The sequence below is a fragment of the Massilia sp. AB1 genome (assembly GCF_018119385.1).
Classification (GTDB): Bacteria; Pseudomonadota; Gammaproteobacteria; order Burkholderiales; family Burkholderiaceae_D; genus Telluria.
Genome location: NZ_JAGKSG010000004.1, coordinates 1 through 19788 on the forward strand (window position 1 = coordinate 1; position 19788 = coordinate 19788).

The following is a 19788-nucleotide window of genomic DNA, read 5'->3' on the forward strand; positions in this document are numbered from 1 at the left end:
CCGCCGCAGCGGTCTTTTTTGGGGAAGCTGGCCCTTATTTGGCCCAGCTGTCCTTGAGCGTGGTCACGCGATTGAAGACCGGCTTGCCCGGCGTCGAATCCACGCGGTCGGCGACGAAGTAGCCGTGGCGCTCGAACTGGAAGCGCTGGTCGGCCACCGCGTCCTTCAGGCCCGGCTCCAGGTAGGCGGTGATGGTCTCGAGGGCGTTCGGGTTCAGCACGGCCTTGAAGTCCTTGCCGCCGGCGTCCGGCTGCGGCTCCAGGAACAGGCGGTCGTACAGGCGCACTTCGGCCTCGAGCGCGCTGGCGGCGCTGACCCAGGTGATGTTGCCCTTGACCTTGTAGTTGTCCGCGCCCGGCGTGCCCGACTTGGAATCCTCGAAGTACTTCACGTGCACGGCCGTCACGTTGCCGTCCGCATCCTTGTCGTAGCCGGTGCACTCGACCACATAGCCGTACTTCAGGCGCACGCGCGCGCCCGGCTGGTCGCCCACCGGAGGCGTGAAGCGGAAGTAGCCCTTGGTCGGCACTTCCATGAAGTCTTCGCGCTCGATCCACAGTTCGCGGGTGAACGGGAAGGTGCGCACGCCCCATTCAGGATGGTGCGGGTGGACCGGCGAGGTGCACTCGTGGGCTTCGCCTTCGGGGAAGTTGTCGACGATGAGCTTGAGCGGACGCAGTACGGCGATGGCGCGCGGCGCCTTCGGATCGAGGTCGTCGCGCAGGGCGCCTTCCAGGGTGCTCATGTCGATCCAGCCGTCGGCCTTCGAGACGCCGATGCGCTCGCAAAACAGCTGGATCGATTCCGGCGTGTAGCCGCGGCGGCGCAGGCCGACGATGGTCGGCATGCGCGGGTCGTCCCAGCCGGTGACGATGCCGTCGTCCACCAGCGAGCGCAGCTTGCGCTTGGAGGTGACCACATAGGTCAGGTTCAGGCGCGCGAATTCGTACTGGCGCGGCACCGGCTTCTGGAAGAAGCCGCCTTCGGCCAGGGTTTCGACCAGCCAGTCGTAGAACGGGCGGTGGTCGGTGAACTCCAGGGTGCACAGCGAGTGGGTGATGTTCTCCAGCGCGTCCGAGATCGGATGCGTGTAGTCGTACATCGGGTAGATGCACCAGTTGTCGCCGGTGCGGTGGTGGTGCGCATGGCGGATGCGGTACAGGGCCGGATCGCGGTTGGTCATGATCGGGGACGCCATCGCGTCCTCGCTCATCTTGGCGCGCAGGATGTGCTCGCCGTCCTTGTACTTGCCGGCCTTCATGTCGCGGAAGATCTGCAGCGACTCTTCCACCGGGCGGTTACGGAAGGGCGAGTTGGTGCCCGGCGTGCCGAAATTGCCGCGGTTCTTCGCCATCTCTTCGGCGCTCTGGCTGTCGACATAGGCCTTGCCGGTCTTGATCAGGTACTCGGCCATCTCGTACAGCTTGTCGAAATAGTCCGACGCGTAGTACAGGTGCTCCTTGCCTTCCTGCTCCCAGGAGAAGCCGAGCCACTTGACGCTGTCCATGATGGTGTCGACGTATTCCTGCTCTTCCTTCTCGGGATTGGTGTCGTCGAAGCGCAGGTGGCACAGGCCCGCGTAGTCGCGCGCCAGGCCGAAGTTCAGGCAGATCGATTTGGCGTGGCCAATGTGCAGGTAGCCGTTCGGCTCCGGCGGGAAGCGCGTGATCACGGGCGGCAGGCCCGCGCGCTTGTGGGTGCCGGCCGCCAGGTCGTTTTCGACGATGGCGCGCACAAAGTTCGACGACAGCGGATTTCCTGCCGCTGCCGGGTTATTCTTGTCGTTACTCATGAAGAATGGTGTTGGATAGGTAAGTTCGGGGCATTTTACCGTAGACGGGGCCGCTCCGGTCCCCTATGTGGTGGAGCGCACCGTCAGGATGGCCCCCAATGCGCATACTTGGGGACAGCTCAACCCCTTGCAAGGTCGAACCCATGAAAACCCTCGCCACCCATCCGGACCTGGTGCGTGCCTGGCTGTTTGCGCTCGGCGGCCTGCCCATGCCCGCGCTGCCGGCCGCGCCGCAAGCTGTCCCCGTAGCGCCCGTGCATCCGCCCGAGCCGCCATTGCCACCCTACAGGCACTGAACAGCTTGTTATCAATCTGGCAAGCCTGACAGCTTATCCTTTTATAGTGGATAATCTCGCCTTTGCCGATCGCCGGAGAGTCTCAAGTGGAAAATTTATACGCGATCCTCGGCGTCGCGCCGAACGCCAGCGACGACGAGATCAAGAAGGTCTACCGTTCGCTGGCCATGCGCTACCACCCGGACCGCAACCAGGCGCCGGGCGCGGAGGCGCGCTTCAAGGCCGTGACCAAGGCCTACGAGATCCTGTCCGACCCCGCCAAGCGCGCGGAATACAACCAGAGCGTCAACCACCGCATCGTGCTCGATGCCGAGGCCGAGGCCTTCGAACTGTGGCGCTCGCTGTTCGCGCTGAATGGCGTCAATCTCCAGGCCTGAGCCATGGCGCCGCGCTGCGCGGCCACCACCGAATCAACAGGATAGAACAATGAAACACGTACATCCCGAATTCTCGTTCCAGTCGCGTGAACTGGAAGGCCAGATCGAGGGCACCCTGGGCGACCCGCCCAACCGCAAGAACTACGACATGATGGTCGGCGCCCTGGTGTCCGAGTACGCCAGCGGCTCGGGCCTGGACGATGTCAACCTGATGGCCTTCGCCCTGGTCGACCGCATCCGCTTCACCGATCCCAAGGGCCTGATGCGCGAAGCCGCCGACTACGAGGGCGGCGACCCGTCGCGCGTGTTCGCGATGGCCGAGTGCGATGGCGAGGACGGCGCGGCCATGTACGACTCGATGATCGCGAACCACCCGGAACTGGCGCGCCAGGCCATCATCACCGCCTTCCTGTACAAGAACCAGGGCCGCTGGGACGACGTCGACCAGTCGCTCGACCAGCTGGCCGAAGGCGAGGACGACGATGAGGGCGATGAGATGGACAGCACGGCCGCATCCGACGACTTCACCCAGCTGTTCGACCAGGAAGGAGGGGACCGCGAATGAGCGACGAAGGTAATAAAGGCAGCAACCTGCCCGCGCTGACCAAGCAGGTCGGCGACCTGGTGCTGGCCGGCTCGCTCGAACACGCCGAAGAGGTGTTCTCGAAAGCGGCCGACGAACACGGCGACTACGCCGTGGCCCAGGTGCTGCAGGACCTGCCGCCGCAGGTCACCGCGCTGCACCTGTCGGGCTTCGACGGCGCCAAGACCTCGCTGGCGACCATGCTGGTGCCGCCCAAGGCCTGGGCCGACAGCCTGGCCTATATCGCCGCTACCTGGCCGGACAACATGATCGAGGACGACCCGGAGCGCATCGCCGAGAACCTGTTCAACCACGTGCACGGCGTGGTCTATGCCCAGGACGACGAGGACCGCCGCAACGAGCTGCTGGCCGAGGCTTCGGCCACCGACCATGGCGCGACCGTGTTCGCGATCCTGTGGTCGCTGGCGCCGAAGGACATCCTGGAAGTGGCCGGCGAGATCATCTCCAAGGGCCGCTACGTGACCGCCCAGACCAGCGGCGACAGCGACATCGTGCCGCTGGCGGTGGACCTGGCCAAGGCCAGCGAGGACGGCTGGGAGCGTTCGCTGCTCGAGCTGTTCCCGGAATTCCGCCACAGCGCCGAGATGGCCGACATCGAGCTGCCGGACGACCCGGACGAGGAATCGGAATTCATGCAGCGCTCGACCCGCGAGCTGCTGTACCGCCTGCGCAAGCAGGTGCCGTCGGTGCGCAGCATGCCGCGCCGCAGCACCCGCCGCAGCCTGGGCACGGACATCTTCTCGTGAGCGGGGCCAGCGGAGCCATGCTGCCAGCCATCGTCATCGAGAAGCCGCCGCGCCTGGTGCGGGCGATCAAGCTGCTGTCCACCGAGGCCACCGCCGACGAGGCGGCGATCCTGGCGGACGAACTGTCCGGGATCACCGCCATGGTGGCCGAGAAGTTCACCAACGACCGTACTGCGGAAGGCATCCAGCGCGCCATGCTCTTGAGCGTGGGCGGGGTGTCGCTCGGCCTCGAACACCTGGTCGAGAGCGAGGACGACCTGGAGGCGCTCGACATCCTGATCGAGGAGGGCGCCGAATACGTGTTCCAGGCGGGCTTCCGCCTGATCCGCGAACTGGCCGCGCTGCCGGAGGACAGCCTGATCGGCGAGTACGACAACGATCCGGTGTACTCGCAGCGCCGCCTGAAGGAACTGTTCGTCGACATCTGCACCGCCGATCCGGGCGAGAGCTGGTCGGGCTACGAGCGCTACCTGGGCCAGGTGGAGCAGAGGAAGGGCGTGCAGGCCATCGTGCGCGCCGCCCAGTGGCTGCGCCGCCATCACTATGAAGGCCCGATCAACGATCCGGACCTGAACGCCGAAGGCGTGATCGCGCTGGCGATCATCTTCGCGGTGGAAGGCGGCGCGCGCATCACCGCGCGCGCGGGGCAGAAGGAGTTCGAGCGCTTCGTCAAATCGGTGCGCAAGAACCAGCCGGACTTCGAAACCGGCTGGGCGGAACTCATGGCGCGCATTCCCGATGCGCACAAGGCCATCATCGCCGAGCGCATCGACACCTACCGCACCCACTGCACCGTGCTGCAGAACATCGGGACCAAGGCCAGTCTCAAGCAGCTGTTCGCCGAGCTGGAAAACTACGCCGGTTCCGAACTCGAGGCGGACTACCCGTGAACGCCTCGCGCGGTCGGATCGCGTCCGGGAGCATTGAGTTCCGGCGCATCAACCGCGCAATGGCTTTCGGGGGCTTTTCCATCTTCGCCCTCCTGTACTGCGTCCAGCCGCTGATGCCGCTGCTGGCGCAGGATTTTCATCTCACTCCCGCACAAAGCAGCCTGGCGCTGTCGGTGTCGACCGCGACCCTGGCGGTGGCGCTGCTCGCGTCCTCCAGCGTGGCCGACCGCTTCGGCCGCAAGACCGTGATGGTCGCGTCGATGTACTTCGGCGCGGTGCTCACCTTGCTGTGCGCCTTTACCTTCGATTACGCCCAGCTGGTCGGGGTGAGGGGATTGCTCGGGCTGATGCTGGGCGGGCTGCCCGCGGTGGCCATGGCTTACCTGAGCGACGAGATCGAGCCGACCTCGCTCGGGCTGTCGATGGGCATGTACATCAGCGGCAGCGCGTTTGGCGGCATGAGCGGGCGGGTGATCTCGGCCCTGATCAGCGACTTCGTCTCGTGGCGCATCGCCGTCGGGCTGCTGGGCGTGGCGGGTCTGTATGCGGCCTGGGAGTTCTCGCGCAGCCTGCCGCCTTCGCGTCATGCGGATACGCGGCCGCCGCGCGGGCCTGGCTTCATCGACGGATTGCGCGTGCACCTGCGCGATCCAGGGCTGCCATGGCTGTTCGCGCTGCCTTTCCTGCTGATGGGGTCTTTCGTCAGCCTGTACAACTACATCGGCTACCGGCTGCTGGCGCCGCCGTTCGAGCTGCGCCAGAGCGCGGTCGGGGCGCTGTCGCTGCTCTACCTGCTCGGGATCTTCAGCTCGATGTGGGCGGGGAAGCTGGGCGACAAGCTGGGGCGGCGCAACGTGCTCTGGCTGGTGATGGGGGTGATGATCGCGGGGTTGCTCATCACGCTGCACGATTCGGTGTTCGCGGTCGTGCTGGGCGTGGGACTGGCGACCTTCGGCTTCTTCGCCTCGCATTCGGTGGCCAGCAGCTGGGTGGGGCGGCGCGCCAAGCCCCCACAGGCGCTGGCGTCGGGCATTTATCTCTTCTTCTATTACCTCGGGTCGAGTGTGGTGGGGTGGGCTACCGGCTATGTATGGGAGCAATGGGCATGGCCGGGCGTTGTGCTCATGCTGGGAGCGATTCTATTGGTAGGGCTCGGAATTGCCTTGCGCCTGCGTTCACTTGCACCAGTGCCAGTGGTCCCAACCTGAGTAGGTTAGCTTGACCTGGCTGCATGGCGAATGCAAAGACGCAACGTTCCTGATCTATTGTCAGCACTAAGATGTGCGCTATCGATAATCATCGGTTCCTATCGAATTACAGTAGTCTCATTCGGCCGTTCCGGGCTTTCAGGTCGAAGAGGACGTTATACCCTAGCTTGGTGTGCCTTTTTCCATGCAGAACAGGCCCAGAATGCACAAGACCGCCTCGGCCACTGACGGTAGTCTAGTGCCACGTAGATGCCAGTGCGGGATAGTTCCGATAACAGTAGAGCCGAGATGAAAAAAATATCGATCATCGATTCACACACGGGCGGCGAGCCGACTCGCCTCATCATCGATGGAGGGCCGGACCTGGGTAGTGGCCCCTTGTCCGGGCGGCTGGCCCTCATGCGCGAACAGCATGATCACGTTCGCACCGCCACCGTGTGCGAGCCGCGAGGGTCGGATGTCCTGGTCGGGGCGCTGCTGTGCGAGCCCCATGCGGACGACTGCGCCGCCGGCGTCATCTTCTTCAATAACGTCGGCTATCTCGGTATGTGCGGGCATGGCACGATTGGCCTGGTCGCCTCGCTGGCCCATATGGGGCGCATTAGCGCCGGGCGGCACCGGATCGATACGCCGGTCGGCGTCGTGACGGCCGAACTCCACGCGGACGGCTCCGTCAGCGTCGATAACGTAGCCTCGTACCGGCTGCAGAAGCGGGTGTCGGTGGCGGTCGACGGCTATGGCACGGTGAACGGCGATATCGCCTGGGGCGGGAACTGGTTCTTCCTGGTGGAAGATCATCCTTTCGAGATCAAGCCGGGCAATATCGAAGCGCTGACCCGGTTTTCTGAAGCGATCATGGACGCGTTGCGGGAACAGGGCATTACCGGCGCAGGCGGGGCGCTGATCGATCACGTGGAGTTGTTTACGGCGTCCCAATCGGCGGACAGCAGGAATTTCGTGCTCTGTCCGGGCAAGGCTTACGACCGCTCGCCGTGCGGTACCGGGACCAGCGCCAAGCTGGCTTGCCTGGCGGCGGACGGCAAGCTGGAAGAGGGCGCGGTCTGGCGGCAGGAGAGCGTTATCGGCAGCGTGTTTGAAGGCAGCTATCGGCGGGAGAATGGGGGGATTGCGCCGACCATTCGCGGCACGGCTTGGGTGAGCGGGGAAGCGACGCTGATCTTCCAGGAGGATGATCCGTTTGCCTGGGGTATTGCGGGACAAGACGCTTAGATTGCGGGCGTTACGGCTGTGCAGCGAACTTGGACCCCGTCCTTCGCCGGGGCGACGGTTTCAATGCTAACGAAGGAATGCGCTCAACTATGACTACGCGTTCGTTGCGTCCACGCCATTTCTCACGTGTACCGCATACTGGGTCGGACTCATGCCAACATAGGACTTGAACTGCCGGCTGAACGCGCTGTGATCCGTATACCCGCATTCGTAGGCGATGTCCGCAATCCTGGCGTCGGGTTTCCGCTCGATCAGGTCCATCGCAGCAGTCAACCGGCACTGCAGCAGCAACTGGCGCGGCGAATGCTGGAACACCTTCTGGAACAGCCTTTCGACGCGCGAAAGGGATAACCCTGCCTCCTGCGCCAGCGCCTGCAGCGACAGGTTCTCGTGGTAGTTCTCGCTGATGGTCTGCGCGATATGCGCGATCTGCCGGTAAGCGGGATGCAGGTCGTCGAGCAGCCCCAGGTCCTGCGAGGTGCCGATCAGCCCGATGACCTCTCCATCCTTGCCATACAGCGGCACTTTCTTGGTAATGCACCAGCCACGGCTGCGCCCCGGATAAATATGCAGTTCCAGGTGCTTGTCGATCGGCGCGCCCTTGTCGATCACCTTCCTGTCCTGCGCCAGGTAGGTTTCCGCCAGCACGCGCGGGAACAGCTCCAGCGCCGTCTTGCCGATGACATCCTTCTTGTGCCGGACTCCGCAGCGCCGCACCATGGTGAGGTTGATGCTGAGGTAGCGGCCCTCCCTGTCCTTGACGAAATAGGCGATGTCGTTCAGGGCGTCGAATAGCGATTCGACGGCCTCCATGCCGACCCCGTCAAACGACTTAAACGCTGTGACGTCAATCATTCTTCCTCTCCGACCTCCACAATATAGGCGCTTTCCCGATGCCTCGCAATCGCCCAGGCGCCGAGCAGGAGGGTACCCCAACAGGCGTTTGCCCGCTGTGCCGATTTCGGCGCGCTTTGGGCAAGCTTGGAGCAAGACCGCGGGCCCGCCAGGGCCTAGCATGGATACTTTCAAAAGCCATAACCGAAGGAGAGGTATTGCCATGTGGAGAGGTGTTCTTCCTGCCGTGACCACCAAGTTCAAGGACGACGGTTCCCTGGACCATGAGGAAATGATCCGCTGCTTCGGCATCCAGATGGATGCCGGCGTGGACGGCCTGATCGCCTGCGGTTCGCTGGGCGAAGGTCCCATGCTGTCGCACGACGAGCGCATCGAGGTGCTCAAGCTGTGCAAGCAGGTCAGCGGCAACAAGCCCTCCCTGCTGACCGTGGCCGAAGCGGCGACGCGCGACGCCTGCGCCCTGGCCAGGAAGGCCGCGCAAGCCGGCGCCGACGGCCTGATGGTGGTGCCGAGCACCATCTACCACACCGATCCGCGCGAGACGGTCGCCACCCTGAAGGCCATCGCCCAGGCCAGCGACCTGCCGATCATGATCTACTCGAACCGCCTGGCCTACCGCGTCGACGTGACCATCGAGATCATGGAAGAACTGGCCGGCGACACCCGCTTCGTCGCGGTCAAGGAATCCTCGGACGACATCCGCCGCAGCACCGACATCATCAACCGCTTCGGCGACCGCTTCGACCTGTTGACCGGCGTCGACAATCTCGCCTTCGAAGCGCTCGCCGTCGGCGCGGTGGGCTGGGTGGCCGGCCTGTGCCTAGCCTTCCCCCATGAAACCGTGGCGATCTACCGCCTGACCCAGGCCGGCCGCTACAACGAAGCCCTCGAGATCTACCGCTGGTTCCGACCGCTGCTGGACCTCGACGTCTCGACCTACCTGGTCCAGAACATCAAGCTGGCCGAAGCGCTGGCCATCGGTTCCAACGAACGCGTGCGCGCACCGCGCCTGCCGCTGGTCGGCGAGCGCCGCCTGAAGGCGGAGCAAACCATCAAGGCGGCCATCGCCAAGCGTCCCAAGCTGCCCGCCCTGGTGTGAGCAACCCGGACGTCATTGTCGTCGGCGCCGGCATCATCGGCGCCGCCTGCGCCCTGGAACTCCAGTCCCTGGGGCGCAAGGTGCTGCTCGTCGACGAGCATCATCCCGGCGCGGGCGTGACCGCGGCCGGGATGGGCCACCTGGTCGCCCTCGACGAGACCGACGATGAACTCGACCTGTGCATGCTGTCGCTGGCGCGCTGGGACAGCTATCTGTCCAGGAAGGGCGGCATCGCCGAACACGCGCAGTGCGGCACGCTCTGGGTCGCCGAAGACGAAGCGCAAATGGCCCACGCGGTCGCGCGTGCGGAAAGGCTGGCGCAACGCGGCTGGAGCGCGTCCCTGCTGTCGGGGGCGGAGCTGGCCAGGCTTGAACCTTCGCTGCGCAAGGGCATGGCGGGCGGCGTCCGCGTCGCGCGCGACAGCGCCGTCTTTCCGCCCGCGGTGGCGCGGGAACTCACCGAACAGCTTGTGGCGAAGGGCGGCAGCACCCTGTTCGGCGTCCCGGTCCTGCGTATCGGCAGCAACGGCGTGCAGCTCTCCAGCGGCGAACGCCTCTCCGCTGCCGATGTGGTAGTTGCCGCCGGCACGGGCGTCACGCGCCTGCTGCCCGATATCCCCGTATTTCCACGCAAAGGCCACCTCGCCATCACCGACCGCTATCCCGGCCGCTTGTCCCATCAGCTGGTCAGCATGGGTTATGGTCAGACGGAGGCGGGCAGCGACGCACTGGCGGTCGCGGCGAACGTGCAGCCGCGCGCGACCGGGCAATGGCTGATCGGTTCGTGCCGCCAGGACGGCATCGAGCATGCGGACGTCGATCCGCGCGTGCTCGCACAGCTGCTGCGCTCGGCCATCGACCTGCTGCCCTGCCTGGCCGAGATGAGGATCCTCAGGAGCTGGACCGGGATGCGTCCCGCGACCCGCGACGGCCGGCCCATCATCGGCCGCCACCCCGCGCTCGACCATGTCTGGCTCGCAGCAGGCCATGAAGGCCTGGGCGTGACGACGGCCTTCGGCACCGCCCAACTGCTGGCCGACCTGATGCTCGGCAGACCGCCCTGCATCAACGCCGGCGTGTATTCACCTTCGAGATTCACCCATGCATATGTCTGAAGTGTTCCGTGCCGAAGTGATCCGCGTCTTGACGGTCGACGACGTCCGGGTCGAGGTTCCCAGCGGCGCCACCGTAGTGGCGGCGCTGGTCATTGCCGGCAAGCTGCGCACCAGGCGCTCCGTCACCCGCCAGCCGCGCTTTGCCCTGTGCGGCATCGGCCAGTGCCAGGAATGCCGGGTGACGATCGACGGCAAACCCCACCAGCTGGCCTGCCGCACCATCTGCAAGGACGGCATGGTGGTCGTCACCGGAGGCAGGGCATGAGGCCTGCCGACCTGCACATCGTTGGCAGCGGCCCGGCTGGGCTGTCCGCGGCGCACACCGCGATCAATGCCGGGGCCAGGGTTTGCCTGATCGATAACGATCATGCGCCGGGCGGCCAGATCTGGCGGGGAGGACCCGACAAATGGACCGATTCCCGCGCCCTGGAGATCTGGAAGACCCTGCACGCGCATCCGCATTTCACGCGTCTTTCGAACGCGCAGGTGATCGGCAGCGTCGACTGCAATTCCCTGCTGCTGGAGGTAAAAGACGAGCCGGTGCGGGTCGACTTCGAGCGCCTGCTGATCTGCTCGGGCGCGCGCGAGCTGTTCCTGCCTTTCCCTGGCTGGACCCTGCCTGGCGTTACCGGCGCGGGCGGCCTGCAGGCGCTGATCAAGGGCGGAATGCCGGTGCAAGACCGCAGCATCGTGATCGCCGGGTCGGGGCCTCTGCTGCTCGCCACCGCGCTCACCGCGATGGAAGCGGGCGCACGGGTAGAGGCCATCGTCGAGCACCAGGGCTTGCCGCAGTTGTCGTCCTTCGGCCTGGAACTGCTGTTGCGGCATCGGGAAAAATTCCGCCAGGCCGTGTCGCTGTTTTCGCGCCTGCGGAAGATTCCCTACCTCACCGGTGGCCGGATCGTCGAGGCCAGGGGCCTGGACGCCGTGCAGAGCGTGGTCGTCAGGACTGGCCGCCGCCAGCAGGAATTCGCGTGCGACTTCCTGGCGGCAGGCTTCGGCCTGGTGCCCAACATCGACCTCGCCTGTTCGCTGCGCTGCGACACCGCTAACGATGCCGTCGTGGTCGATGCGCTGCAAAAGACCAACCGCCCGCATATCTGGGCGGCGGGGGAGTGCACCGGCATCGGCGGCGTGGACAAGGCGATCATCGAAGGACGCATTGCCGCGCTCGACGCCCTGGCGATGCTTCCCTCGGCGCAGGACAGGGCAATGCTCAGGCAGAGCCACGATTTCGCGGCGCTGCTGGCGCGCAGCTTCAAGCCGGACGCCTCCTTGAGGGAGATGTGCCTGCCCGGCACCATCGTCTGCCGCTGCGAGGACGTCGCCGCATCGAGCCTGGCGCCGCACCGGAGCTGGCGCGAGGCGAAACTGGCGACACGGGTCGGCATGGGGCCGTGCCAGGGCAAGACCTGCGGCGCGGCCTGCCAGTTCCTGTTCGGCTGGGCGCCCCCGGCGTCGCGGATACCGATCGTGCCGGCAAGTGCGGCGGCGCTATCGCAGATAGAATGAATAGTGGAAGTCATTTGGACATGCAGGAGAACACATGAGTATTGGCGGGAAAACGAAACAGCAGGCGCTCGACGCCCTCGAAAACATGACCGGGCGCGCGGTGCCGATCAGCGTGGACGAACACCAGTCCCGGATCCGGCGCGCGCAGGAGTTCATGCGCTCGAACGGGGTCGCGGCCCTCTACCTCAACGCGGGCAGCAACCTGAGCTATTTTTCCGGCACCCGGTGGAGCCCGAGCGAGCGCATGGTCGGCGCCATCCTCCCGGCGGAGGGAGAACTGGTGTACATCGCGCCCGCCTTCGAGGAAGGCACCATCCAGAAATTCATGCAGGTCCCGGGCGAGATCGCCTGCTGGGACGAGCACGATAACCCGGCCGCGCTGCTGCGCCAGGTGCTGGAAAAGCTCGGCGTCGCGCCAAACACCCAATCGCCGCCGAAGCTGTATATCGACGAGAGCACGCCGCTGCTGATGTTCGACGCGATCCGCGCCGCCACTTCCGGCTACGTGCTGGAGAACGCCTACCCGGTGACCTCGTTCTGCCGCATGCGCAAGTCCGACGCGGAGCTCGCGCTGATCCAGTGTGCGATGGACATGACGATGGCCGTGCACCGCGCGGCCGGATCGATCCTGCATGAAGGGATCACCACGGCGGAAGTGGAGGAGTTCATCCAGCTCGCCCATCGCAAGGTGGGAGCAAGCGGGTCCTACTTCTGCATCGTGCTGTTCGGCGAAGCGACCTCGTATCCGCATGGCGTGAACTACGTCCAGACCCTCCAGCGCGGCGACACGGTGCTGATCGATACCGGCTGCAAGGTCCACAACTACATTTCCGACATCACCCGCACCTATGTGTTCGGCGAGGCCTCGGAAAAGCAGAAGTTCGTCTGGAACGCGGAAAAACAGGCGCAGCAGGCGGCCTTCGACGCCGCCCGGCTGGGCATTCCCTGCGAAGAAGTCGACAAGGCCGCGCGCCGCTCGCTCGAAGCCAATGGCTTCGGACCGGGCTACAAGCTGCCGGGCCTGCCGCACCGGACCGGCCACGGCATCGGACTCGACATCCATGAAGGGCCCTACCTGGTCGGCGGGGAACGCAGGCCGCTCGAGCCGGGGATGTGCTTCTCGAACGAACCGATGATCTGCGTGCCGGGCGAGTTCGGCATCCGCCTGGAAGACCACTTCTACATGACTGCGAACGGGCCGAAATGGTTCACCCGGCCGGCGGCGAGCCTGGACAAACCGTTCGACGCGGCCTGATGGGAGAGGGCGCTGCCGCCATTTGTTGCTCTTAATCCATTTTTCTCCTACACTCGATTTCACCTAAACCGGGATGCCCGTCATCCTTCCATCGAGCGTCAGGACTCTATGCGCATCTGGACAGCCTCACTCGCCGCTGTCGCGGTTCAGCCTCTGGTATTCGCAGCGCGGCTGGCGCCGGACCACGCCGCTTGGCAGCAAGCCTTGCATAGTGTGGGCCTGGTCTTGCTGAGTGTCGTCGTGGTTGCGGCGGCGAGCGTGCTGCTGGTGGGTATCCCAGGCTTTCTTCTGCTTCGCAAGTTGCAGCGCCTGAACTGGATCTCGCTTGCCCTTGCCGGCTTCGTGGCGGGCACGCTGCCGCTCGCCGTCCTGGGCTGGCCGCGCCGCCTCGAAGGATTTTCGGCAGGCGTGAACTGGCACGGTCAATATGTGGACACCTACATCGATGGCCTGCCCACGACCCATGCGTGGCTGATGTTCGGCGAGCAGATCCTGCTCTTCGGCCTCCACGGTGTCATCGGGGCGCTTGTGTTCTACGCCGTTTGGCGCCGCTCTTCGAAGCACCCATGTCAAGCCTAGTCCTCGTATTCGCTGTCCTGGCCATCCTCCTGGCCGTCGCGCTCATCCCTTTCAATCTGAGACAGCGGCGGATCATGCGCGCCGCGGCGGCGGCTTCGGCAAGCCAGCTCGAGCACATCTACCAGCTTGTCGAGCGCACCGGTTCGATCGCCTCCAACGGCTATATCCTGGCGCGCACGAACGAGACGAACGACAATCCGGGCTGCCTGATTCCGATCCCGGCAGGCCTGCCGGACTTTCCCTGGGCGGGAAAGACCATCGAAGTCACCCGAACGGACGACGTGGCGTTCCGCTTCGTCGACGCGGCGCCGGCCCAGCCTTCGCTGTCGGGCAAGGTATGCCGTCCGCTGCAGGTTCCCCGCCACCAGACGACAGGCACCGGCCAGGGACGCAATGCTTTCGCACCCGAGAAATACCTTGCCGCCAGCGAGGAGCTGGAGGCGGCATTGAAGCAGGTATGTCCCGGCCATCCCAAGGAACTGCTGTCCTATCTCCTGTGCGCCGGCGGCGAAAGCGGCGAGTTCGAACCGATCGATCAGGCCCGTATCGGCGCCAGCGCGGCCTGGGCCCAGAGCCCCAAGCACCAGGACTGCGACGTCTGTGGCAAGCGCATGACCCTGGTGCTCCAGCTTCCCGGTACGACGATCGACAGGAAGCACTTCCACAGCGGCATGTTTTATCTGTTTGGATGCGTCAGGCATCCGGAACAGCTCAAAAGTGTCGTCCAACATACGTAGGCAGCGCCGTCCGGCTTCCCAATCCCGCCATATTGGAATACCGTAGCCATATCGATGGCGGCGCCGGCCGCCATGGGAGCTCAACCATTCCATAGTGCAGAGTGTCATGATGGAAGCCTTCGATACGGATCGCGGCGGCGCCGGCTGCCTGCGCGGCATGGTCGGGCAATCGCCCCGCTTCCTGGCCGCCCTGAAGCTCATTGCGCGCATCGCGCACTATGACGCGCCGGTCCTGATCGAGGGAGAAACGGGCACCGGCAAGGAGCTTGCGGCCCGCGGTATCCACGACGGCAGCCGGCGGCGGGCGAAGCCTTTTGTCGCAGTCAATTGCGGTGCGATACCAGAGAGCCTGATCGAAAACGAGCTGTTCGGCCACTCGCGCGGCGCCTTCACCGATGCGGGCATCGCCGTGCCCGGACTGCTGCGGCTGGCGCACCAGGGCTCTCTGTTCCTCGACGAAATCGATGCGCTGCCGGCGCGCGGCCAGGTCGCGCTGCTTCGCTTCCTGCAGGATGGCCACTACCGGCCGCTCGGCGCCCAGCATGCGGAGTCGGCGGACGTGCGCATCATCGTCGCTTCCAACCGCAGGCTCAAGACCCTGGTCGGGGAGCACAGCTTCCGCGCCGACCTGCTGTTTCGCCTGCATGTACTGTCGCTCGAGATGCCCGCCTTGCGCGATCGTCCAGGCGATCCGTGGCTGCTCGCGCACCACTTCCTGGACGAATTTGCGCAGCGTTACGGGAGCATTTCCGGTGAGGCAAGGCGCTCGATCGATTCCCATGCGCATGCCTGGTTCGATGCCTATGCCTGGCCAGGCAATGTGCGCGAACTGGAAAACCTGATCCACCGCGTCTTCCTGTTGTCGGACGGGCCGGAACTGAGCCTGCCGGCGCCGGATGTTCCGGCCTTGGGCGGTCCGGAGCTGCTCCAGGCCGCCGCCGGGGACGCCCCGCAAAGCTATACGGCGGCGCGCACCCAGGCGCTCGACGTCTTCCACCGTCGCTACCTGGACGCGCTGCTCCGGCGCACGCAAGGCAATGTCACCCAGGCGGCCCGCCTCGCCGGCAAGGAAAGGCGGGCGCTCGGCAAGCTCCTGCAGAAGTACCACGTCGATCCTTCGCGTTTCCGGATGTGATCTCCGCAAGCCGGGTGGGTTGGTAATGACCCGGTGGGTCCGCCGAACCGGGTACACATCGCCCCGGCGGGCTGCCATTGTTCGCGGCCTCTCCCCGATTCTCGTGCATTCCGCTTTTTGCCTGTAACTGGCATGTGGATTGCTTGATCCATGCAGACATTGGAAGGTTTGGCATCCGACGCCATAACCGCAAGGAAAGGAGCACGCCATGCCAGCACCATCGGAAAAGCGGCCGGACCCTGAATCGACCGAGCACGACGTGGACGGACACGTGGTCCGCATCGTGACCGGGCCCGACCATGAAGAACTGTGGATCGACGGCACGCGCCGCCGCTTCTTCAAGAATTCGGGCGGATATGTCCTTGCCGACAATGCGTATATGCCGGCGCGCGAAACGCTGCTCGAGGCGGTGCGCGAATACCTGCGCCAGTCCGAGCGCGAGCGGGGCGGCACGGGACAAGACGAACAGCGGGGAGAACGATGATGCGCTGCCGAAAAAACTTCACCGAGCTGACCCCGGTCGAGCGTGAACGGCTCGGGGATGCCTTCAACGACGTCTTCAGCCGCGGCGTCATCGCCAGCATGGGCACCGAGCATAACGATCACTTCAACCACGGCATCCACTGGGGGCCGGCCTTTCTTCCCTGGCACCGCCACTTCCTGCTGCGGCTCGAATGGGAGCTGCGCCAGTTCGACGACCGGGTCAGCCTGCCGTACTGGGACTGGACGCGCGCGGATTCGCAAGATATCGACGCCGAGCCGTGGAAGTCCTTCTTCGGCGGGCGCAACAAGAGCGGCGGCCGCTTCGACCACTGGGACTTCGTGCGCCGCAGCGATGCCGCGGGCAACGTGCTTCCCAGCCTGAACCAGGTGCTCGACGAGCTCTCCGCCGGCAACTATGCGGCCTTCCGCGCGATCGAATGCGGCACGCACGTCAACGCCCACGTCTGGGTGGGCGAGAGCATGGCCGGCGGCCGCTCGCCGGACGATCCCCTGTTCTACCTGCACCATTGCAATGTCGACCGCATCTGGGCCATCTGGCAGCTGAATCACCCCGCGCCCGGCGTCGAACAATACTCGACCGGCCCGAGCACCTGCAACGAGGACGAAGATGCTTTCGTGGGCCTGAATTCGCCCATGCACGGCGGCGCCACGCCCGCGTCGATGCTCGACCATGTCGCGCTCGGCTATGTCTATCATCGCGACGACCTGCTGCTCGCCGCCGCCCAGGCAAGAGGCATGGCGGGATTCATCCCGGGCGACCCGCTGACGGTCACGCTCGAGACGCCCCAGGTCACTTTCAACGACGTACCCGAGGGCGACACGACCCACCGCTCGGCCTTGTTCAAGATCGTGGGCTGCGGGGGACTGATGTTCGAGGCGGCGATCACCTCCGGCCCTTTCACCCTGGCTGACCCGAGTCCGTATTCCTTCCCCGGCAGCGACTTCCCGGCCGACCAGTTCAGGATCTGGGTCCAGTACACCGGCCAGGCGCCCGGCACGCTCGCGAACGGCACGATGCGTGTCGTCGCGCACAACATGTTCGGCGACGAGCTCTGGCGCGACGACGATATCCCGATCGTCGCCAATTCCGTCCAGCGCCCGCGCGCGTCCGTCACCATGGTGCTCGACGAGTCGGGCAGCATGCTCGCGAATGCCGGCAACAACCGGATGCGCCTAGAAGTGCTGCAGTTCGCGGCCACCACCTTCGTCGACCAGCTCTACGACGACAACGGAATCGCGATGGTGTCGTTTTCCGACGCCGCCCAGACCGTGCGCGACCTGGAGGTGGCCGGGCCGCTCACGTCTGGCGTGCGCAACGACGTGCGCCTGAAGATCACCCAGCACGGTCCGCCCGACGCCTATCCCCACACCTGCATCGGCGCCGGGATCCAGCAGGCGGCAGACCTGATCGCCGCCTCGCCGATCAAGGGCGACTTCGAGATCAATGCCACCATCGTCTTCACGGACGGCATCGAGGACCGCTCGCCCAGGATCGCCGACGTCCAGCACCTGATCACCGACCGCCTCTACGCCGTGGGGGTGGCCGACGCAGCCAACGTCCAGAACGACATCCTGCGCGCCATCGCCAACAATTCGGGCGGCTTCATGCTGGTCACGGGCGCGCTCGCGCAGGACGACGAATTCCTGCTGGAGAAATTCTTCATCCAGATCCTGGCGGGGGTGCTCAACCGGGACATCGTGCGCGACCCGCCAGGCTCGGTGGGCTTCGGCGAAATCGCACGCGTGCCGTTCTCGATCACGCGCTCGGACATCGCCTTCGACGCCGTGGCCCTGACCCGCGCGCCGCATTTCCTGGCCGTCGCCCTGCAGGCGCCGGACGGGACGATCATCGGCGTGCCCCAGCTCCCGCCGGGCGCCTACCGGCCCGGCGCGGCCTCGCGCAACCTGCGCGTGACCCTGCCGGTCCTGCATGACGGGAAAGAGCATTGGGAGGGCGAATGGCAGCTGCTGCTGGCGCTGATGGGCCGCGGCTATACAACCGGGCTGGCGAACATTCCCGCCGTCGCGGCGCCGGGGCAGGGGCCGCGCCTGCCTTTCCACGCCCTGATCCACGCGCGCTCCAACCTGCACATGCGCGCCACGCTCAGCCAGACCGGCGTGGCGCCGGGCTCCACCCTGTACCTGCGCGCCACGCTCACGGAATACGAGCGGCCGCTCGCCACCCACCCTGTCGTCAACACGACCGTCACGCTACCGGATCACTCGACCGCCCTCGTCGCGCTGCACGAGACCGACACCGGGGTGTTCGAGGCGGCCATGCTGGCCACCCAGGACGGCGCCTACCGCTTCCATGTGGTGGCGGAAGGGCTGGCCTCGCGCGGCGCCAGGTTCACGCGCGAGCAGCTGCTGACTGCCGTGATCGGGCGCGCGCCCCAGCCCGGCGATCCGCGGCCGGGCGAGGGTGGCGATGGTCATGACGGCAAGGGCGATGATGGTGTCAAGGACCTGCTCTGCTGCCTGCTGAGCGAGCGGGTGCTGACCGGCCGCTTCGCCGAGCTGGCCAAGCAGCTCGGCATCGATATCGAGCAGCTGAGACGGTGCGCGCGGCACGTCTGCCGTCCGCGCGACGACAAGGACCAGCCGCCGATCTTGCGCTAAGCCGGCGGCAGGCTACGCGCGCTTGCTGCGCCCGCACTTAAGCACGCAGCAAGAAAGCGATCAGGCCGAGGCCAGGTAGGCGGCGATCGCCTTGCCGACGTCGGTGGTGCTGGCGCTGCCTTTCAGGTCCGGCGTGAGCGGGCCTTGCAGCAGGCAGTGCTCGATGGCGCGCACCATCGCGTCGTGTGCCTCAGTGTAGCGGGCGTCCCCGTTGCCCAGGAAGTCCAGCATCATCGCGCCCGACCAGATCATCGCGATCGGGTTGGCGATGTTGCGGCCGTAGATGTCCGGGGCCGAACCGTGGACCGGCTCGAACAAGGACGGGAAGGTCCGGTCCGGGTTGAGGTTGGCCGACGGGGCGATGCCGATGGTGCCGGTGCAGGCAGGGCCCAGGTCGGACAGGATGTCGCCGAACAGGTTCGAGGCCACCACCACATCGAAGCGTTCCGGCGACAGCACGAAGCGGGCCGCCAGGATGTCGATGTGGTACTTGTCCCAGGCGACGTCCGGATAGGACCCGGCCATCGCGGCCAGGCGTTCGTCCCAGTAGGGCATGGAGATCGCGATGCCGTTCGACTTGGTGGCCGAGGTCAGGTGCTTCTTGGGGCGGCGCTGGGCCAGGTCGAAGGCATAGCGCAGGATGCGGTCGGTGCCATGGCGGGTGAAGACGGATTCCTGCAGGACCAGCTCGCGCTCGGTGCCTTCGAACATCTTGCCGCCGACGGAAGAGTATTCGCCTTCGGTGTTCTCGCGCACCACGTAGAAATCGATGTCGCCCGGCTTCTTGTTGGCCAGCGGGCAGGGCACGCCCGGCATCAGGCGTACCGGACGCAGGTTCACGTACTGGTCGAAGTCGCGGCGGAACTTCAGCAGCGAGCCCCACAGCGAGATATGGTCCGGCACCGTGTCCGGCCAGCCGACCGCGCCGAAATAGATGGCGTCAAAGCCGCGCAGCTGCGCGAACCAGTCGTCCGGCATCATCTTGCCGTGCTGGAGGTAATAGTCGCAGCTGGCCCATTCGAAGGTTTCGAAGGCCAGCGGAATGTCAAAGCGGCGTGCGACGGCCTCGAGGGCGCGCAGGCCCTCGGGCATGACTTCCTTGCCGATGCCGTCACCGGCGATGACGGCGATGCGGTGCGCGGTCCTGGTCGTATTCATGTTTGTTCTCTGGTATGTGAAGGAATAGTGTTAGATTAACTCAAAACGATTTGTTTATAATCCAGCCTATGGTTGAT

At 65.5% G+C, this 19788-nt stretch carries 20 protein-coding genes; 17 read left to right on the top strand and 3 right to left on the bottom strand.

Annotated elements, in window-relative coordinates; all coding sequences use genetic code 11:
- Positions 1-34: 34 nt before the first annotated feature.
- Positions 35-1792: a glutamine--tRNA ligase/YqeY domain fusion protein gene (locus J8847_RS03600; RefSeq protein ID WP_211523317.1), complete on the bottom strand. Its 1758-nt coding sequence runs from the start codon at positions 1790-1792 to the stop codon at positions 35-37.
- 143 nt (positions 1793-1935) lie between these two features.
- On the opposite strand from J8847_RS03600, the gene J8847_RS03605 reads away from it, so the two are divergent.
- The 7 genes from J8847_RS03605 (at position 1936) to J8847_RS03635 (ending at position 7143) form a co-directional block, all read left to right on the top strand.
- A complete protein-coding gene (locus J8847_RS03605; RefSeq protein WP_211523318.1) occupies positions 1936-2088 on the top strand; it encodes a hypothetical protein in 153 nt (50 codons plus the stop codon).
- An 86-nt stretch (positions 2089-2174) separates the two neighbouring features.
- Positions 2175-2465, top strand: a complete 291-nt coding sequence (locus J8847_RS03610) for a DnaJ domain-containing protein (RefSeq protein WP_159696031.1) — start codon at positions 2175-2177, stop codon at positions 2463-2465.
- Positions 2466-2514: 49 nt separating this feature from the next.
- On the top strand, positions 2515-3030 hold the full coding sequence (locus J8847_RS03615) for a hypothetical protein (RefSeq protein ID WP_211523319.1): 516 nt from the start codon (positions 2515-2517) through the stop codon (positions 3028-3030).
- On the top strand, positions 3027-3815 hold the full coding sequence (locus J8847_RS03620) for a hypothetical protein (protein WP_211523320.1): 789 nt from the start codon (positions 3027-3029) through the stop codon (positions 3813-3815). Before J8847_RS03615 ends, J8847_RS03620 begins: the two co-directional genes overlap by 4 nt.
- A gap of 17 nt (positions 3816-3832) precedes the next feature.
- A complete protein-coding gene (locus J8847_RS03625) occupies positions 3833-4705 on the top strand; it encodes a hypothetical protein (RefSeq protein WP_211523321.1) in 873 nt (290 codons plus the stop codon).
- Between the two features lie 59 nt (positions 4706-4764).
- A complete protein-coding gene (locus tag J8847_RS03630) occupies positions 4765-5913 on the top strand; it encodes an MFS transporter (protein WP_229512476.1) in 1149 nt (382 codons plus the stop codon).
- Between the two features lie 288 nt (positions 5914-6201).
- Positions 6202-7143, top strand: coding sequence for a 4-hydroxyproline epimerase (locus J8847_RS03635; RefSeq protein ID WP_229512478.1), 942 nt, complete (start codon positions 6202-6204; stop codon positions 7141-7143).
- Between the two features lie 93 nt (positions 7144-7236).
- Here J8847_RS03635 and J8847_RS03640 read toward each other — a convergent pair whose 3' ends face one another.
- Positions 7237-7998, bottom strand: coding sequence for an AraC family transcriptional regulator (locus J8847_RS03640; protein WP_211523323.1), 762 nt, complete (start codon positions 7996-7998; stop codon positions 7237-7239).
- A 202-nt stretch (positions 7999-8200) separates the two neighbouring features.
- On the opposite strand from J8847_RS03640, the gene J8847_RS03645 reads away from it, so the two are divergent.
- From J8847_RS03645 to J8847_RS03690, 10 genes are all read left to right on the top strand, one after another.
- Positions 8201-9097: a dihydrodipicolinate synthase family protein gene (locus J8847_RS03645; RefSeq protein ID WP_211523324.1), complete on the top strand. Its 897-nt coding sequence runs from the start codon at positions 8201-8203 to the stop codon at positions 9095-9097.
- Complete coding sequence (locus J8847_RS03650) at positions 9094-10212, top strand: FAD-dependent oxidoreductase (RefSeq protein WP_211523325.1); 1119 nt, start codon at positions 9094-9096, stop codon at positions 10210-10212. Before J8847_RS03645 ends, J8847_RS03650 begins: the two co-directional genes overlap by 4 nt.
- Positions 10205-10477: a 2Fe-2S iron-sulfur cluster-binding protein gene (locus tag J8847_RS03655; protein ID WP_211523468.1), complete on the top strand. Its 273-nt coding sequence runs from the start codon at positions 10205-10207 to the stop codon at positions 10475-10477. Before J8847_RS03650 ends, J8847_RS03655 begins: the two co-directional genes overlap by 8 nt.
- Positions 10474-11724, top strand: coding sequence for an FAD-dependent oxidoreductase (locus J8847_RS03660; RefSeq protein WP_211523326.1), 1251 nt, complete (start codon positions 10474-10476; stop codon positions 11722-11724). The genes J8847_RS03655 and J8847_RS03660 overlap by 4 nt, the downstream gene beginning before the upstream one ends.
- Before the next feature lie 34 nt (positions 11725-11758).
- A complete protein-coding gene (locus J8847_RS03665; protein WP_211523327.1) occupies positions 11759-12979 on the top strand; it encodes a Xaa-Pro peptidase family protein in 1221 nt (406 codons plus the stop codon).
- Between the two features lie 108 nt (positions 12980-13087).
- Positions 13088-13558, top strand: coding sequence for a hypothetical protein (locus J8847_RS03670; protein ID WP_211523328.1), 471 nt, complete (start codon positions 13088-13090; stop codon positions 13556-13558).
- Positions 13546-14295, top strand: coding sequence for a hypothetical protein (locus J8847_RS03675; RefSeq protein ID WP_211523329.1), 750 nt, complete (start codon positions 13546-13548; stop codon positions 14293-14295). The genes J8847_RS03670 and J8847_RS03675 overlap by 13 nt, the downstream gene beginning before the upstream one ends.
- 106 nt (positions 14296-14401) lie before the next feature.
- Entirely contained in the window at positions 14402-15430 is a 1029-nt protein-coding gene (locus J8847_RS03680) for a sigma 54-interacting transcriptional regulator (protein WP_229512480.1), read from the top strand.
- Between the two features lie 208 nt (positions 15431-15638).
- Positions 15639-15914 (top strand): hypothetical protein, encoded by a 276-nt coding sequence (locus tag J8847_RS03685; RefSeq protein ID WP_211523330.1) that lies wholly within the window; start codon positions 15639-15641, stop codon positions 15912-15914.
- Positions 15911-18553, top strand: a complete 2643-nt coding sequence (locus J8847_RS03690) for a tyrosinase family protein (protein ID WP_211523331.1) — start codon at positions 15911-15913, stop codon at positions 18551-18553. The genes J8847_RS03685 and J8847_RS03690 overlap by 4 nt, the downstream gene beginning before the upstream one ends.
- A 60-nt stretch (positions 18554-18613) precedes the next feature.
- Here the strand turns inward: J8847_RS03690 and J8847_RS03695 are convergent, their stop codons facing one another.
- Positions 18614-19711 (bottom strand): tartrate dehydrogenase, encoded by a 1098-nt coding sequence (locus J8847_RS03695; protein ID WP_211523332.1) that lies wholly within the window; start codon positions 19709-19711, stop codon positions 18614-18616.
- Between the last annotated feature and the right edge of the window lie 77 nt (positions 19712-19788).